Genomic DNA, 16827 nt, shown 5'->3' with positions numbered 1-16827 from the left:
TTAGGTGTTACAAATGGTAGCTGACACAGAATTTTTTACGCTCTCGAATATTTTGAAAGTTCTCATGATACATAACTAAATCAGCACTTTTATTTTGAAAAACTTCTACTTTTCGAGAGACTCTTTTGTTGTTTTCAGTTAAATAGCTATCTTCATCATCAACTCTATCTGTAGGCTGATTAAACTCTTCTATGGTCTTTATAGCCTTCTCTTTGAGGTGTTTTTGGTTATCTTTGAGTTTTGCTATATATCTGTTACCTTGCTCATCAATAGTGTTGAGAATCTCTGATTGAGTAAGGAGTGCATCAAAAGAAAATATCTGTCCTTCATTACTAAAAATATTATCGTTTAAAACCTCTTTGAGTGCAGTAATTTCGCTACTCTTATTTTTATCTAAAAACTTGTGAGCAAACACTATTTTTATATCTTTATCCAAGATATTTAGTATTGCTTTATGTCTTTCCTGTGTGTATTGACCATTCACGTCGCTACCTCTCAGCCACTTCCCGTCAATAGCAATATTTTCTTGTGCAATGAATGGAAAAAAGAACTCTCTAAATACTTTTTCCAAAGCATTATTATCTGTGTTTATCAATAAACGATGATATGTTGATTTGGAAGGAATCGTTATCTCTTCTTTATCAAAAATCTCTTTGAGTATTGCATTGTCTTTGTTATATATCATCCATGAAAATATATCCTTAAAAGTTGTATTTCCTTTGATAAGTGCAAAAAGTGTCATGAAAAGAACTTCGTGCAATGGATATTCTATCTTCCCTGTATCTACTCTATAGTCTGGGATACTTTTTAGCGATTCAAGTAAGGCTTTTGTGCGTGTTAATTTGATGGTAAACTCCTTGTTTTAGGAGTCTAAGCAATATTTCTTCCAGTTCTTTTGAGTCTAATGATTAAGATTTATTTTATTTTTCGTGGGATTTACCTATCAATCTCCCCGGAATCTGTACTTCAGTGCCGACTAACAATTCAATGTTCCAGAAATACCCATTATTGTCAAAACGCCATACAATATTTTGACAATTAGTAATAAAATTTGATAAATAATATTTTTTTATATATACTGTTCCAAATTAAAAAAAGGATTCCCATGAAATTTTTAGCTATATTAGCCATAAGTACTACACTGCTCTTGAGTGCAGTAGACATAAACAATGCAAGCAAATCAGAGTTGACAACACTCAGCGGCATCGGTGCGAAAAAAGCTGAAGCAGTTTTAGCCTATAGAGCAAAGCACTGTTTTAAAAATGTAGATGATTTAACAGCAGTCAAAGGCATAAGTACAAAAACCGTAGAAAAAAACAGAGCCAAGCTAATGGTAGGAAAGTGTAAAAAGTAAGTTGTTTTTCATACTAAGGTCAGAGTTTTTTTTAAACCCATCCAGAATCGGTACTTTCTATGCTAAAGCATGACTTAGAAAAAAACTAAATTTTTTTCTGCAGTGCCGACTCTTTCCAAATCTTACTAAAAGTAAATGGCAGTTCTCTTATGTTTTATTATTGATTTTTTGATTGCAGCTTAAAGGTGGTGGCCTGTCTCGGAATCGAACCAAGGACACAGTGATTTTCAGTCACTTGCTCTACCGACTGAGCTAACAGGCCTTTATGAAAGAGTTGGAATTATAGTCATACTTAACTGAATAGTTGCTTAGTGTGAAGCTCTTCGGCAGTTTTTTCACCACAATCCTCTAAAAACTAAATTTTAATATTTGAGCGATAGAGTCATCCAAATCCCATCTATTGTTGATGAGTTGTTCTTGTATAGATTTTGCACCATTAAGGTGTAAAATATTCAAAATCATACTTCTAAGAATAGTCATTAAAAATGGATTTAAATGACAATTATGAGCATCTTCTAAAAGTGAATTATCTTTGTATTGATGCATGGTTTCCACTTTCCAATGGTGTAAAATTTTATTGTGAAAGAATTCTGCACTTTCATGAAAATTTGCAATACAGAATTGAATTCTAGTGCTATTAGTAATCTCGCCAGTTTTATGATTTGTTGACTCTACTTTTTTTATAACTTTTATTATTGAGCGAATATGAGTTATGCCATTATGATAAAAAGTAGTTGGTTGATATACAAACACCTTCCTATTAATCCATTCATTAGATTGTTGGACAGGTTTAGCCTTGTAAATATTTGTCGGTTTTATATCTCTTGAAATTTCATCTATTTTATCAAGTAAGGTTTTTTGATTATCTTTTACCTTGGCAATATATTTTGAACCACTATTTTCGATAGCATCAAGAGTTTTTTTGGGTATTCATTGCATCAAAAGTAAAGATAAATTCATCTCCCAATTCCCCTATCATAGCCTGAAGGGCAGGTATTTCATTCGACTTCTCTGCTATTTGTTGATGAGCAATTATTACCCCTATCTCAGATAAAACAGCACCAACTACTTCTATTGATCTCTTATCTTTGTATTTGCTGCCATTCATAACCTTGCCATCTACGCTCAGGTGCTTTCCTCTTGTATCGACATAGGTTCTTATCCATTTCCTAAAAACAACTTCAACTTCTTGGCTATCAACTTTCGCTAACACATCAGAAACCAAACTTTTCTTTGGTGTTAATATAAACTCTACACCTAATAATCTTTTAACTTGTTCTTTTTGAATATGCTTCTCTATCCAAATAGATATTTGCTTATAGTCAGTTGCTCCCATCAATCCAGCCAATACTGAAAGATATAAAATATGTTCTAGTCGGTGTCTTTTACCTTGAGGTTTCCGATAGTCTGTCACCTCTGAAAACAATTTTAAAAGTTGATTTGATTGGGCTTGATCTGCATACCCTCTTATAGAACGCTTTTTCGCTAATTTTTCTCTTGTTTTTGTTGCCATATGTAATCACTTTAGTTTTTTAGAGTTCAAGCAATTATTGTTCTTCTTTTAAATTCCTGTTTTTTTAGGATTGGGGTGCAGTTTTTTTAAAACAATATTTTTGTAATTATCAAGATCTTTTGTAAATCCAAACTGGGTATTATGTCCTACATATTCGCCGTTTATTACAAACTTTATCGCCACTCTCGCCCACCCTAAAGGATGGGTTCCAAAAACTGTACATCCGGAATCGGTACTTCAGTGCCGACTATTTCCAAATCTTGCTAAAATCAAACGGTAACTCTTTGTTGCATTCGTCTATTTTAAACACAACAACGCCGTCACTGACGTCACACATTTTTACATATACGCCGTTTTGAAGCTGATACACTTTCGCATTTTCTTCTTGCGGGTCAACTATGATGTAGTAGTTTACACCCTCTTTTTCATACAAATCATATTTTATGCCTCTGTCTTTTTTGGCGGTTGCTTTGGACAACACTTCAAAAATAATTTTTGGAGCCTGTGTTATGTAGGCTTCATTTTTTGGTTCATGGCATATTACACTGTTATCCGGTTGCACAATAGTATCTTCTGCTATTTTCCAGTCCACAGGGAGTAAAACCTGACATTTTTTGCAATCTTGAAAAATACTTTTCAACTCCCATCCGATATTATTACTAATTTTTTGATGTTTTATCATAGGAGCGGGAGACATAGCGTAAGGATACCCGTCAATAAGCTCCCACTTTCCATCCCATAATTTATAATCTTCATAAGTATAGCGTGGTATTTCCTCTACATGTAAAGCGCCCATAATGCATCCTTTTAAAATTTATTGTTCATTATAGCAAATTTTTACTTTTTCGCAGATAGCTTTTTTTCATACCGTACCCGCATAAAAACAGGAAATCTCGGTTTACCGTATTTTGTAAACTCTTTATATTTGAAAGTGACAATATCCCCTGTTTTTGGCGGGTTTCTTCTCTCTTTATCACTAAATCCAGAACCGATTTTAAAAAGTGTGCCGTTTGGCAACCTGCATTGCAAAGCACCCAAAACAGTGCTGTATTTTCCTTTGCCCTTTATGATGGCGACTACCTCACATTCGCTGTCATGAAAAGTTTTTACCTTTAATGCTTTGCCTGTTCTTTTGTTGATATATGGGGCAAGCGGGTCACGAACAACCACACCTTCTCCGCCTTTTGCTTCTACTGTTTTTAAAAACTTTATCAAATCTGCTTTGTTTTTTACGGTATGCTGAGGAATGATACTGATATATTTTCCCTCATAGGGTTTCACCTTCTCCAGTCGCTGCAACAACCCACCTTTGGTATTTGGCACTTCAAAAATACAGTGTTTTATTCTCTTCCATTGCGCACTCGGTACTCTGTCTCGCACAATACTCGAAATATTTTCAAACTCACCCCTTTTCGTCCATAACTCGCCATCAATGGCAAACGGCGGATACTCTTGCAAAAACCATTTCGGTGCATGAATTATTTTACCACCACGACTGATGAGATGCTTCCCATCCCAGTAAGCCCGTATGCCATCAAGCTTTTCACTCACAAGCCAACCACTGATATTTTGGTCTTTATAGGTTTGCAAGAGTAACAGCTTTGGCTTTGCTCCAAAAAGCAACAATGGTAATAGCAATAGTAAAAATTTCATGTTTTCATCCCTTTTTTTTGTTGCTCTACAATTTTCCCAGCCAACTCATTTTGAATTAAAAGCCTTTTTTCTTCACTCTTACATGTAAGCAGCAGTTTTTTAAGCGCTTTTATTCTGTATACATCCATATTTTTTCGAAACCCGAGTTGAGCATCATGCCCTGCATATTTTCTAATGAGTTTTTCATTGATAAGCCCTATTTTATGCTTACATGTAATGCGAAGCCACAGGTCATAATCTTCACAGACTTCCAAATGCTCATCAAAAAGTCCTACTGTTTCAAGCAAACTTTTATGAAGCATGACAGAGGATGGAGCAATATTGCAATATGACAGATTTTCGATAAAAGCATCTTTTCCTATTTTTCTGTATTTTTTAGGTATTTTTACCACAACACCGTTCCTTACCCATTGCTCCTGCGTATAACTCATCAAAATATCCGGATTTTCTTTATGAAAATCTACCTGTTTTTGTAGTTTTTGGGGGTAAAATTCATCATCTGAGTCTAAAAAAGCTATCCAGTCACTTTGTGCAATTTCTATACCTCGGTTACGAGCAGCAGAAACACCCCTGTTTTTTTGATACAGATAAATAATGTTTGGGAAATCTTTTTGTATGTTACATGTAGCATCAGTAGAACCGTCATCTATTACTATAATTTCTTTTGGCAGATAAGTTTGCAGAAGTATTGATTGTATGGCTCTTTTTAAAAGTTTGTATCGGTTGTATGTTGGAATAATTACTGATATGTTCATGTTTAACTTCCCTTCCACGCTCAGCCCACCCTAAAGGATGGGTTCCAAAAACACCAACTACCAGACCTTGATCTCATTATAAACACTGTCACGCTCAACAGGTGTAAAGCCACTGTTTTTTATCAAACCTGTAAACTCTTTCACATCCACCCCGTTGGCACTCGCAGCTCCTGCTGCAGAGTTGATGGACTCTTTTTCTATCGTACCGTCCAAATCATTTGCCCCGAATTCCTGCGCGACAAGTGCCAAATTGACTGTTGATGTCACCCAGTAGGCTTTTAAATTCGGCACATTGTCAAGAACCAGCCTTGCGACAGCATAGGTTTTAAGTATTTCATTTGCCGTAATCGGTTTGTCGATATTAAGGTAATTGTTTTGGGTCTGATAGACAAGCGGTATAAATGCATTAAATCCGCCTGTTATATCCTGCAGTTCACGTATACGCATCATATGGTCTATGCGATTTTCACGAGATTCTACATGCCCAAAGAGCATTGTGACATTTGATTTTTTCCCGCGTTCGTGCCATTTTCTGTGAATTTTAAACCACTGGTCTGATGTCACTTTCCCTTTACAGATGTAATCTCTAACCTTTTCATCAAAGATCTCCGCTCCGCCACCGGGCATAGAATCTACCCCGTTTTCTATCATCAAGTCAAGCACTTCATCATATGTAAGCCCATGATGACGCGACAAAAAGTCCACTTCTGCAGCAGTCAATGCCTTTACATGTAAGGCTGGATACTTCTCTTTTATTTTTTTAAAAACACCCAAATACCAATCGAGCGTCACATTAGGATTGTGGGCAGAAACTATATGTACCTCTTTTGCGTCATGTGCCACTATATTGTCAACAATTTTCATAATCTCTTCATGGCTCATTGTGTACTGGTTGGGATTTTTACGTGTTGCCGAATAGGCACAAAATTTACAAACATCTGCACAGACATTTGTAGGGTTTATATGCCGATTAATATTAAAATATGTCTTTTTCCCGTGTAACTCCTGACGCTTTTCATCGGCAAGTTCACCGAGTTCAAAAAGGTCTCTTTCATAAAGTTTTACTGCATCTTTAAAATTTATTCTGTTATTCATTCTTTTACCTGTTTTTTTAGCGCTCTCAGCCCACCCTAAAGGATGGGTTCCAAATAGTAAAACTCCACGGAATCGGTACTTTCTATGCTAAAGCATGACTTAGAAAAAAACTAAATTTTTTTCTGCAGTGCCGACTGTTGCTACTCTCCTACCACTCTCAGCCCGCACTAAAGTACGGGTTCCGAAATGCAGTGACATCCCTCGGAATCGGTACTTTCTATGTTAAAGCATAACTTAGAAAAAAACTAAATTTTTTTCTGTAGTGCCGACTTTACTTTTTCAGAGTCCGGGGGCTTTCCACATTGAAGTCGTGATATTATCATCAACTAGCTTTAATTGCACTTCATACGCTTTTTGCCACTTTCTTTTTAAGTTGTCATAAACTTCTTTATTCTTCTCATTTGGCAAGTATTTTTTATCCCAGACTACCAAGCTGTTTGCCGCTTCTTGCAGGTTTTTATACACTCCCACGCCGACACCGGCAGCCATTGCCGCGCCAAGTGCCGTGGCTTCTGTTACCTTAGGAATTTTTACCACACAGCCTGTTACATCCGCTAGAATCTGCGCCCATAATTTTCCTTTGCTTGCCCCGCCTGCAAAGACAATCTCTTCTATATTTACCCCGCCAAATGCGGCTATTTTTTCCAAATTTATGCTTGAAACAATAGCAGCATTTTCCTCCAAACTTCGAAACATCGAAATATGATTGTATTTCTCAGCATCAAGTCCGAGATTTAAAAAACTCGGTGAGGCATGGTACCACTTGCCGTATTTCATTACATCGGAAAATATCGGTAAAATATTATAAGAGCCTGCGGGAACTTTCTGTGCTTTTTCTTCCAAAATCTCATATACATCTTTGTTCACCAAAGCGGCTTCTTCTTTTTCCATCTGACAAAAAGCGTCACGAAACCAGCGCATCACCAGCCCTGAGAAAAATGTTATGCCCTCCGCCTGAGAAAGCCCCTCTATGACATGCGGATTTACGCGTATACTCATATCTTTTGGAGGCTGTATGCTGCTTGAAATATTGACCACCTGTTGCCAAAAACTTCCGCCAAGAACTGCCACATCACCCTCCTTGACAACCCCGAGTCCGGCAGAGCCAAGCTGTACATCACCTCCGCCCATAACAACTTTCGTCAAGGGGCTCAGTCCTGTCTCATCTGTAACTTTTTCGCTTACATTGCCAAGAATCGTTCCCGTTTCCAACACAGGAGGAAATATTTCCTCTTTTATGCCGACTTTTTGTGCCATCTCTTTTTCCCAAGTACGCGAAGCAAGCGAAAAAATCCCTGTAGTTCCGCCATTACTCGGATCAACGGCTATCACTCCGCTCAATCGTGCCAAAATCCAGTCGCCTATCATAGAAATATTTACCACTTTTTCATAAAGTTCTGGTCTGTTGTTTTTAAGCCACAACAAACGAGGCAAGGCGCCAAGTGCAAAGGTTTGTCCGCTTTTTTGGTAAAACTCTTCTTCAATTTCCGGAAATCTTTCTTTTAAATATTTTACTTCTTTTGAGGCACGGGCATCGACATTGGCAACGCCCCAGAGTTCCTTGCCATTTTTGTCGTACAGGACAATTCCCTCACGCATACTCGTAGCACTGAGTGCCAAAATATCTGCAGCATCAATGTTTGTTTTTTGTATGACATTTTTAATACAGTTACATGTAAGCAGCCAGTTCTTTTCAAAGTCAAAAGCCATGGAATCAGCCACACCCTCTTCTTCTAAATGTGTCCACTCTTTTTGTTCTGCGGCAATTTGCTTCCCCTGTGTATCAAAAAGTACAGCACGAATGCTCCCAGTACCTGCATCTATTGCTAAAAGATATGCCATGTTTTTCCTTTTATTTTAGTTTGCAATCCACTCTCGCCCACCCTAAAGGATGGGTTCCGAAATATAGAGACTCCCCGGCATCGGTACTTTAGTGCCGACTGTTGTTACTTTTCTGCCACTCTCAGCCCGCACTGAAGTACGGGTTCCAAAATGTATCAATTCCCCGGAATCGGTACTTTAGTGCCGACTGTTGTTACTCATATTTGCTAAAAACTCTTTCATCCTTCAGTCCGGCTTTGAGAGGGTTGTTTTTTATGTAATTGTAAACTTTTATATAGTGTTCTTCATCTCTTATGAGTTTGTCATAATACCCATCTGCCCAAAATTTTCCTGATTTTTGCAAAAATTTATTGAGTTCAACTGCACTTTTACCTTTGATGTATTGCATAATTTTACCTAAATCATCATTTTGCTTGAATAATAAATGAATATGATTTGGCATAATTGCCATAATTTCCACATCATAAAGTTTTTCATCTTCTTCCAAAATAACATCCATAAAAACATCAATCGCTTCATCAAACAAACAGGCACCGTTTTTTGAACTGTCTAAATAATTGTCTATCTGAAACTGCTTGACAGACTCTTTTTCATCATTTTCCAGAAGTTTTCGTACATAGGCATCAACACTCTCCTCTGTACGAAAGGTAACAAACTGGTAATGCTCTTGAAGGCTGATATGATGCAGTTTTGTGTGGTTCATTCTATATTTATGCCTTTTTGAAATTTTTTCTCAGTTGCAAAATGAAGTGACACCCCGGAATCGGTACTTTCTATGCTAAAGCATGACTTAGAAAAAAACTAAATTTTTTTCTGCAGTGCCGACTGTTGTTACTTTCTTGGCCACTCTCGCCCACCCTAAAGGATGGGTTCCGAGATATAAAAAACTAGATTACTTTTTCAGTTTCGCCTGTTCCAGTTCCCAGTATTCCATGGCGAAGCTCTCTTTTTCACTGATGCTTTGATAGCCGCCGAGTTTATCTGCACGTAAGACTGCCAGCATGGTATGGTTGACAATGTCATTGATAATGGCCGCCTCTTTTCTGTCTTTACCAAAAGAGATGACTGCGAGATTTTTAATAATCATATAATTTGGTGCAGGATTGAGCATCACCTCATCAGTGGCATATTTTTCAAAATATGCTTTATACTCTTGCATGTATTGTTCTACTGCTGCTTCTAAATTGGTATCTTCCATCACAAGCGGTACTCTTTTTGTGCGTATGATATGCTCGGGAGTCAAAACACCGCGGGATGCAAATTCTTTTAAATTCGGCTGTGAGGCATAAAATGCGGCTAATGGTGACTGGTTGATATTGATAGAGACTTCATACCCTTTTGCCGCAGAAAGTACCTTTGTAATTTTACCAATGTCGCAGTCACTGTGCACGTAATTATGCTCAATATGCACAACGGCCTGTTCATCCAAAAATTTCTCTGCTTTTGTGACAGCTTCTATCATTTTGTCATACGACTTTTTGGCATCATTATCAAAAGTAAAAATTCCGTGATGATGTAAAATAATGCCGTCAATACTCTCCCAGTCCAAATCTTTTGTCATTTTATAAATTGTATGTGCCAGTTCAAAGCCCGGCATAACATAATCAACGATTAAAAAGTTTGGAAAAAGACTGACGATATGCTCGTCACCATTTACGGAGTTTGAAATTGTTACAATGGCATCCGCATGCGTATGGTCTACAAATTTGTAGGGAATCAGCGCATGCAAAATCGCCTCGACAGAAGGATTCGGTGCCGATTCGTCTGTCATAGCTTCACGTTGCAGACGTACCATTTCACTGTCACTCAAATGCTCGCGTTTTGCCATTTCCAAAAGTGCATCCAGCTTCACAGGGGCAAAACCTTCTGCCTCTATGCTAGCCAAGTCCCAGCCGCTGCCCTTTACATGTAATATATCTTCGCCGTTTATCTTACTTTTTAGTGAGGTATTACCGCCTCCGTGAAGCACAAGTTCATCATTTTGCCCTAAGAGATTCGAACTGTAGACTCGCAAATCCAAATCACTTTTACATGTAGCCGCTTTTTTTTCATTCCATAAATTGTCCATGCTTTACCCCAGCACTTCTAATTCATCTGTATATTTATCTTCACAGTATGGCTCGTATGAAGATTTATATACTTTATAATGTGCGGAAGCTTTATGCCCGTCCAGTGCAGCCTCATTTTCCCAGGTTTCTACTGCCATAAATCTTTTTTTATCGTTTTTATATTGAAATATTTCATAGAAAATACAGCCTTTTTCTGCCTTGCTCGGTGCTACCATTGCAGACAGTAGTTCTTTCATTTTTTCTTCACAGCCCTCTTTTGCTATGAATGTTACGCTTTTTGTAATTGTCATTTTTGTTTTCCCTTTTTTTAACTTTTTTGCCACTTTCAGCCCGCACTACAGAAAAAAATTTAGTTTTTCTCACAAGTCATGCTTTAGCATAGAAAGTACGGGTTCCGGGTATAGACGGTTTGGCTTTTCTGCCGTGTTCAGCCCGCACTGAAGTACGGGTTCCGAAATATACTGGCTCCTTGGAATCGGTACTTTAGTGCCGACTCTTTGTGCACTGTTTGGCTTTTTTAAATTTTAAAGACAAATTATAGCAAAAATTCAATATAATCAATTATGAATTTACTTTTAGAAATAGAAAATGTATTAGAAAAAAAAGGCTCTGATTTTGAGCTTTCAAAACTTTTTAAACAGTATATAAAAGAGTATAAAGAATCACTGCCGGAACTCTTTACAAAAAATCAGGGAAAAGATTTTTTGGTCCGCCATACAAAAAAACTTGATTCTATTATAGAGTTAATGTACAAAACCGTTTTGCGCCGTGCCTTTGGCAACTATCTGCCTATGCGCAGTTCCATTCCCATAGCCATTATAGCCCTTGGCAGTTACGGTCGGGAACAGCTTTGCGTGCACAGTGATATTGACCTGCTCATCGTTTACCAGGATGTCGAGGGGTATAACTGTGAACTTATTATAGAAAAACTGTTTTATCTTGCCCTTGATGCAGGAATGAAGCTCGGGCACAGAGTCCACGAGGTTGATGATCTTTTTAAAGCAAGTACAGAAGATGTTACCATAAAAACCTCTTTAATGGAATCCAGGTTTATCACAGGCTCTCCCTTTACCTGGCATGCAACACAAAGAGAACTTGGCAGAATTCGTCTGCATGAACAAAAAGAGTTTCTCCTTGCCAAAATAGAAGAGGCACAAAAAAGAAGAAAAAAATACCCGACCTCTATGCAACCAAACATAAAAGAAAGTGTTGGAGGCTTACGGGATGCCCATCTCATCTACTGGGTAGCAAAAACAATTTATGGCATCAACAGTATCAAAGAACTCAGTGGCACTGTTTTTGGCGATGAAGAGTACAAAGAATTCCGTATAGCCCTTGAACTCCTCTACAGAGTCAGAAGCGCCCTGCACCTCATAGCAAACAAACAAGAAGACAGACTGCTTTTGGAATATATTCCCCAAGTCAGTAAACTTTTAGGGTTTAAAGAACAGAGAAAACTTGCCGGTAAAGTTTTGGAAGCCGGATGGCGTATCAATAACTTCACACAGATTTTTGTAAAAAAAATGGTACGTCCGTATATCTATGATGCCAAACATATAGCAGCTTTCAAGCGAAACAGGCTCAAAAAAGGTTTTTATCAGTACAATGCAAGACTCTATGCTTCTTTTAAACTGCCTCAGCAAAAAATTTCCGATTTACTGCAACTCCTGCTTGACCTGGAAGACAAAGACTATCGTTTTGATGCCGGCTTTTTACATCAGTTTAGTGTTGCAAAAGTTTCCCATCCACTGGCAGAAAAAACCTATTTTCTCATAAAAGAACTCTTTAAAAAAGCCCATATAGCTTCCTTTTTAAAACTTTTTTATGATGCGGGAATCCTCCCCAAAATTTTTCCGAATTTTCGAAAAGTTATGCATCTGCCACAGTTTGACGGCTACCATCACTATCCTGTTGATATTCATTCCATCAAATGTGTTCAGGCCCTGGAAAACATTACAGAGCCTTTTTTGCAAAACCTTTTTGATACACTGAGCGAAGAAGAAAAACTGATTCTCAAAATTGTCGTATTTTTTCATGACAGCGGTAAAGGAAGAAGACAGGACCACAGTGAAGTCGGCGCAAAGCTTGTTGTCCAGTTTGCAAAACATATCCATTTAAATGAAGAGCAGACAAAAAGAGCGGTCACTCTTGTTCGGCACCATATTCTTATGAGCAGTGTAGCCTTCAAAGAAAACATACACAATGAAAAAACACTCTATAAATTTATGTCAAAAGTGGGTGATGCCAAAAACCTTCAACTGCTTTACATTCTCACCTATGCCGATATCAGCGGTGTAGGCGGAGATATCTACAATGCTTTTAATGCAAAACTTTTGTATGATTTGTATTTAAGCGCTCTTGAGGTTGCCCAGAACACAGGAAGAATTACCGATGCAAAAAAAAGACTGCTTATAGAAGCTAGAGTCAGAAATCTTGACGAGTTTAAAGAACTCCCGAGTCTGTTGCAGAAAAAAGTTTTAACAATAGAATCAAATCTCTTTTTCTTTAAACACTCGCCTGTTGATATTATCAATATTGCAAAAATCGCAAAAGAGACAAAAGAGTACAGTTTCCGAGTCAAAAACATCAACTCTTTGAGTATAGAAATTTATCGGCGTATTCCTTTAAATATCGGTTATCTTCTCGCTACCCTGGCACATCTCAATGTCGCTTCGATGGAGATATTCACCCTCTTTGACGGCATTAAATATTTTAAAATCGAGTTTATACAGAATGTAGACTCTAATGTACTCGTTGAAATTCAGGACACCATTGACAATGCTTTTGATATGGACAAAGAGGTCAAACTCAAAAAAATTCACATCAAAAGAGAAGAGATTGCAATTGACTGTGAACACTCAATGACGCATGCCGAACTGACAATTCATACGGCAAACCAGATAGGGCTTTTGGCCTATGTCATGCACAAATTTGAGGAGCTGCATATCAATATTATCACAGCAAAAATCCACTCAAGCAAATACAAGGTCCGAGACAGTTTTTTAATGGAAAAACAAAACAATATATGTAATAATGTTGAAAAAATTTATGATTTATTATCATAAGGGTACCTTCAATGCCATTAAGTTAAGAAAATTAATGCTTTCTCGGAACCGGTACTTTAGTGCCGGCTGTTGCAATAGTCTTGCCACTCTCAGCCGGCACTAAAGTACCGGTTCCAAATAAATGCTTAACTTAATGGCAGTGAAGGGCACCTCTAAAAATACAAAATAAAGGTACTGCATGTGCGGAATTGTCGGATATATAGGAAACAAAAATACAAAAGAAATTTTACTAAACGGTCTGAAAGAGCTTGAATACAGAGGCTATGACTCTGCTGGGATTGCTCTTCTTAACAATGATGACTTTTTTAGTTTCAAAGCAGTAGGCAAACTTGTCAATCTTGAAGAAAAAACAAAAAATTTTGAAACAAGAGGCTTTGCTGTCGGTATCGGTCATACCAGATGGGCAACACACGGCAAGCCGACAGAGCTCAATGCTCACCCCCATACCGGAGTACACTCCTATGTCGTGCATAACGGCATTATAGAAAACTATGCAGAGTTAAAAAAAGAACTCATTAAAGAAGGCAGCATTTTTTTAAGCCAGACAGATACCGAAGTGATTGTCCATCAATTTGAAAGAAACCTGAAAAACACCAAAAATGCTTTTGAAGCTTTTGAGCAAACAATTTCTGAGCTCAAAGGGGCCTATGCAATTCTTTTAGTCACAAAAGAGGAAAAAAATAAAATATTTTTTGCAAAAAATGGCTCTCCCATGCTTGTAGGCATCAACGAAGAAAATGAAAAATATTTTGCATCCTCAGACACACCGCTTATCGGACAGTGTAATGAAGTCAATTATTTTGAAGACGGTGATTACGGCTATGCCACACCTGCTGAACTTGTTATTTATGACAAAACCCATGAAAAAAAAGAGCCTCACTTTATACAGCTTACAAACAACAAACTCTCCGCACAAAAAGAGGGGTACCGTTTTTTTATGGAAAAAGAGATATATGAACAGAGCTCTGTCATTACCGATACACTTTTAGGGCGTTTAAGTGATGATGCAGTCATTTTTGATGAACTGGGAAAGGATTTTTTTGAAGCTATCAACGAGATAAAACTATGTGCCTGCGGTACTTCCTATCACTCCGCCCTGACAGCCTCTTACCTGTTTGAACGCTATGCAAAAATAAAAACTTCTGTTGAAGTTGCTTCAGAGTTTCGCTACCGTTCACCCATCATGAGTAAAGAGACACTTTTTGTTGTCATCTCCCAAAGCGGTGAGACTGCAGATACACTTGAGACACTCAAAATGGCCAAAAAAGCAGGCTTAAAAACGCTTGTTATCTGTAATGTTGACAACTCTTCCATGGTCCGCATTGCCGACAAAACGATACTCACGCGGGCAGGTATTGAAAAAGGGGTGGCTTCGACAAAAGCCTTTGCAACGCAGGTCACGGTTTTCTGGATGCTTGCTTTACATGTAGCACAAAGCAAAAAAACACTCACCAAAGATGAACTCACACAACATATACACTATCTGCGCGCAATTCCGACAAGCGTACATATAGAGGATGCAATGCATGAGCGTATTAAAAGATTGTCCAAACGCTATCTGCACGGACACGGTTTTTTCTTTATCGGCAGGGATGTTTTCTTTCCGTTGGCTCTTGAGGGTGCCTTGAAACTCAAAGAGATCTCTTATCTCCATGCCGAAGGCTATCCCAGCGGAGAGATGAAACACGGACCTATCGCCTTGGCCGATCCGGAACTTTTTACCATTGCCCTGCTTCCGCAGCACATGCTTTATGAAAAATCAAAAAGCAATGTTGAGGAGCTGAGTGCGAGAGATTCTACTATCTGTGCCATCAGTCCTTTGGAATTTGACAAGGCGGATGATTTCATCCAGACAAAAAAACATGAACACTATATGCTGGAGTTTTTTGAAATGATGGTTGTTTTACAACTCTTATCCTTAGAAATTTCGATTCGTCTCGGAAATGATGTAGACATGCCAAGAAACCTTGCAAAAAGTGTTACGGTAGAATAGGTATTTCCTGAAAGCTGTATTTTCTATGCCTGCAACGCCCACCCTAAAGGATGGGTTCCGAAAAAACTGCGTAACTTACATGGTATTGACCCTAAAGAAAGGGTTCCAAAATGTAGTGACTCCTTGGAATCGGTACTTTAGTGCCGACTGTTTTTAGCTTTTTTACCACTTTCAGCCGTACTTCAACACCCCAATCCTAAAAAAACAGGAATTTAAAAGAAGAACAATAATTGCTTAAACTCTAAAAAACTAAAGTGATTACATATGGCAACAAAAACAAGAGAAAAATTAGCGAAAAAGCGTTCTATAAGAGGGTATGCAGATCAAGCCCAATCAAATCAACTTTTAAAATTGTTTTCAGAGGTGACAGACTATCGGAAACCTCAAGGTAAAAGACACCGACTAGAACATATTTTATATCTTTCAGTATTGGCTGGATTGATGGGAGCAACTGACTATAAGCAAATATCTATTTGGATAGAGAAGCATATTCAAAAAGAACAAGTTAAAAGATTATTAGGTGTAGAGTTTATATTAACACCAAAGAAAAGTTTGGTTTCTGATGTGTTAGCGAAAGTTGATAGCCAAGAAGTTGAAGTTGTTTTTAGGAAATGGATAAGAACCTATGTCGATACAAGAGGAAAGCACCTGAGCGTAGATGGCAAGGTTATGAATGGCAGCAAATACAAAGATAAGAGATCAATAGAAGTAGTTGGTGCTGTTTTATCTGAGATAGGGGTAATAATTGCTCATCAACAAATAGCAGAGAAGTCGAATGAAATACCTGCCCTTCAGGCTATGATAGGGGAATTGGGAGATGAATTTATCTTTACTTTTGATGCAATGAATACCCAAAAAAACTCTTGATGCTATCGAAAATAGTGGTTCAAAATATATTGCCAAGGTAAAAGATAATCAAAAAACCTTACTTGATAAAATAGATGAAATTTCAAGAGATATAAAACCGACAAATATTTACAAGGCTAAACCTGTCCAACAATCTAATGAATGGATTAATAGGAAGGTGTTTGTATATCAACCAACTACTTTTTCATCAATGGCATAACTCATATTCGCTTAATAATAAAAGTTATAAAAAAAGTAGAGTCAACAAATCATAAAACTGGCGAGATTACTAATAGCACTAGAATTCAATTCTGTATTGCAAATTTTCATGAAAGTGCAGAATTCTTTCACAATAAAATTTTACACCATTGGAAAGTGGAAACCATGCATCAATACAAAGATAATTCACTTTTAGAAGATGCTCATAATTGTCATTTAAATCCATTTTTAATGACTATTCTTAGAAGTATGATTTTGAATATTTTACACCTTAATGGTGCAAAATCTATACAAGAACAACTCATCAACAATAGATGGGATTTGGATGACTCTATCGCTCAAATATTAAAATTTAGTTTTTAGAGGATTGTGGTGCTACTTCAAAGAAAAATAACATTTTTCACTTTAAATTAATTTGTTTCT

At 37.4% G+C, this 16827-nt stretch carries 17 protein-coding genes and 1 tRNA gene; 5 read left to right on the top strand and 13 right to left on the bottom strand.

Features of this window, described 5'->3' with window-relative positions:
• Positions 1-7: 7 nt before the first annotated feature.
• Positions 8-847 (bottom strand): ISAs1 family transposase, encoded by an 840-nt coding sequence (locus FJR45_RS04370; RefSeq protein WP_264299339.1) that lies wholly within the window; start codon positions 845-847, stop codon positions 8-10.
• A 258-nt stretch (positions 848-1105) separates the two neighbouring features.
• Here FJR45_RS04370 and FJR45_RS04365 point away from each other — a divergent pair, with 258 nt between their 5' ends.
• The gene (locus tag FJR45_RS04365; protein ID WP_193151518.1) at positions 1106-1354 is read left to right on the top strand and encodes a ComEA family DNA-binding protein; all 249 of its coding nucleotides are present in this window, start codon (positions 1106-1108) and stop codon (positions 1352-1354) included.
• Between the two features lie 186 nt (positions 1355-1540).
• On the opposite strand, the gene FJR45_RS04360 is transcribed toward FJR45_RS04365, so the two are convergent.
• From FJR45_RS04360 to FJR45_RS04310, 12 genes are all read right to left on the bottom strand, one after another.
• Positions 1541-1616, bottom strand: a tRNA-Phe gene (locus tag FJR45_RS04360).
• Positions 1617-1702: 86 nt separating this feature from the next.
• Positions 1703-2236, bottom strand: coding sequence for a hypothetical protein (locus tag FJR45_RS04355; RefSeq protein WP_347402237.1), 534 nt, complete (start codon positions 2234-2236; stop codon positions 1703-1705).
• A gap of 28 nt (positions 2237-2264) precedes the next feature.
• On the bottom strand, positions 2265-2867 hold the full coding sequence (locus FJR45_RS04350) for an ISAs1 family transposase (protein WP_193149934.1): 603 nt from the start codon (positions 2865-2867) through the stop codon (positions 2265-2267).
• A 48-nt stretch (positions 2868-2915) separates the two neighbouring features.
• Complete coding sequence (locus FJR45_RS12525; protein WP_264299329.1) at positions 2916-3050, bottom strand: hypothetical protein; 135 nt, start codon at positions 3048-3050, stop codon at positions 2916-2918.
• A 64-nt stretch (positions 3051-3114) separates the two neighbouring features.
• Positions 3115-3663, bottom strand: coding sequence for a Uma2 family endonuclease (locus FJR45_RS04345; protein WP_193151517.1), 549 nt, complete (start codon positions 3661-3663; stop codon positions 3115-3117).
• A 41-nt stretch (positions 3664-3704) separates the two neighbouring features.
• A complete protein-coding gene (locus tag FJR45_RS04340; RefSeq protein ID WP_193151516.1) occupies positions 3705-4520 on the bottom strand; it encodes a DNA ligase in 816 nt (271 codons plus the stop codon).
• A complete protein-coding gene (locus FJR45_RS04335) occupies positions 4517-5275 on the bottom strand; it encodes a glycosyltransferase family 2 protein (RefSeq protein ID WP_193151515.1) in 759 nt (252 codons plus the stop codon). The genes FJR45_RS04340 and FJR45_RS04335 overlap by 4 nt, the downstream gene beginning before the upstream one ends.
• 57 nt (positions 5276-5332) lie before the next feature.
• Positions 5333-6370: an aminofutalosine synthase MqnE gene (gene mqnE / locus FJR45_RS04330; RefSeq protein ID WP_193151514.1), complete on the bottom strand. Its 1038-nt coding sequence runs from the start codon at positions 6368-6370 to the stop codon at positions 5333-5335.
• A 279-nt stretch (positions 6371-6649) separates the two neighbouring features.
• Entirely contained in the window at positions 6650-8212 is a 1563-nt protein-coding gene (gene lsrK / locus FJR45_RS04325) for an autoinducer-2 kinase (protein ID WP_193151513.1), read from the bottom strand.
• Positions 8213-8405: 193 nt separating this feature from the next.
• Entirely contained in the window at positions 8406-8915 is a 510-nt protein-coding gene (locus FJR45_RS04320) for a transposase (protein WP_193151512.1), read from the bottom strand.
• A gap of 189 nt (positions 8916-9104) precedes the next feature.
• Positions 9105-10280: a class II aldolase/adducin family protein gene (locus FJR45_RS04315; protein ID WP_193151511.1), complete on the bottom strand. Its 1176-nt coding sequence runs from the start codon at positions 10278-10280 to the stop codon at positions 9105-9107.
• A 3-nt stretch (positions 10281-10283) separates the two neighbouring features.
• Entirely contained in the window at positions 10284-10571 is a 288-nt protein-coding gene (locus tag FJR45_RS04310; protein ID WP_193151510.1) for a putative quinol monooxygenase, read from the bottom strand.
• Positions 10572-10844: 273 nt separating this feature from the next.
• Here FJR45_RS04310 and FJR45_RS04305 point away from each other — a divergent pair, with 273 nt between their 5' ends.
• From FJR45_RS04305 to FJR45_RS04290, 4 genes are all read left to right on the top strand, one after another.
• Positions 10845-13346 (top strand): [protein-PII] uridylyltransferase family protein, encoded by a 2502-nt coding sequence (locus tag FJR45_RS04305; protein ID WP_193151509.1) that lies wholly within the window; start codon positions 10845-10847, stop codon positions 13344-13346.
• 178 nt (positions 13347-13524) lie between these two features.
• A complete protein-coding gene (glmS, locus tag FJR45_RS04300; RefSeq protein ID WP_193151508.1) occupies positions 13525-15339 on the top strand; it encodes a glutamine--fructose-6-phosphate transaminase (isomerizing) in 1815 nt (604 codons plus the stop codon).
• 264 nt (positions 15340-15603) lie between these two features.
• The gene (locus FJR45_RS04295) at positions 15604-16206 is read left to right on the top strand and encodes an ISAs1 family transposase (RefSeq protein WP_193149934.1); all 603 of its coding nucleotides are present in this window, start codon (positions 15604-15606) and stop codon (positions 16204-16206) included.
• 363 nt (positions 16207-16569) lie between these two features.
• Positions 16570-16767 carry a hypothetical protein gene (locus FJR45_RS04290; RefSeq protein ID WP_193151507.1) on the top strand — a complete coding sequence of 66 codons (198 nt, stop codon included), beginning with the start codon at positions 16570-16572 and terminating at the stop codon, positions 16765-16767.
• The last annotated feature ends 60 nt before the right edge of the window (positions 16768-16827 follow it).

It is taken from the genome of Sulfurimonas sediminis (assembly GCF_014905115.1).
In the GTDB taxonomy this organism is placed as follows: Bacteria; Campylobacterota; Campylobacteria; order Campylobacterales; family Sulfurimonadaceae; genus Sulfurimonas; species Sulfurimonas sediminis.
Note: the sequence above shows the minus strand (reverse complement) of the source record. Positions and strands in the feature narration are given on the sequence as shown.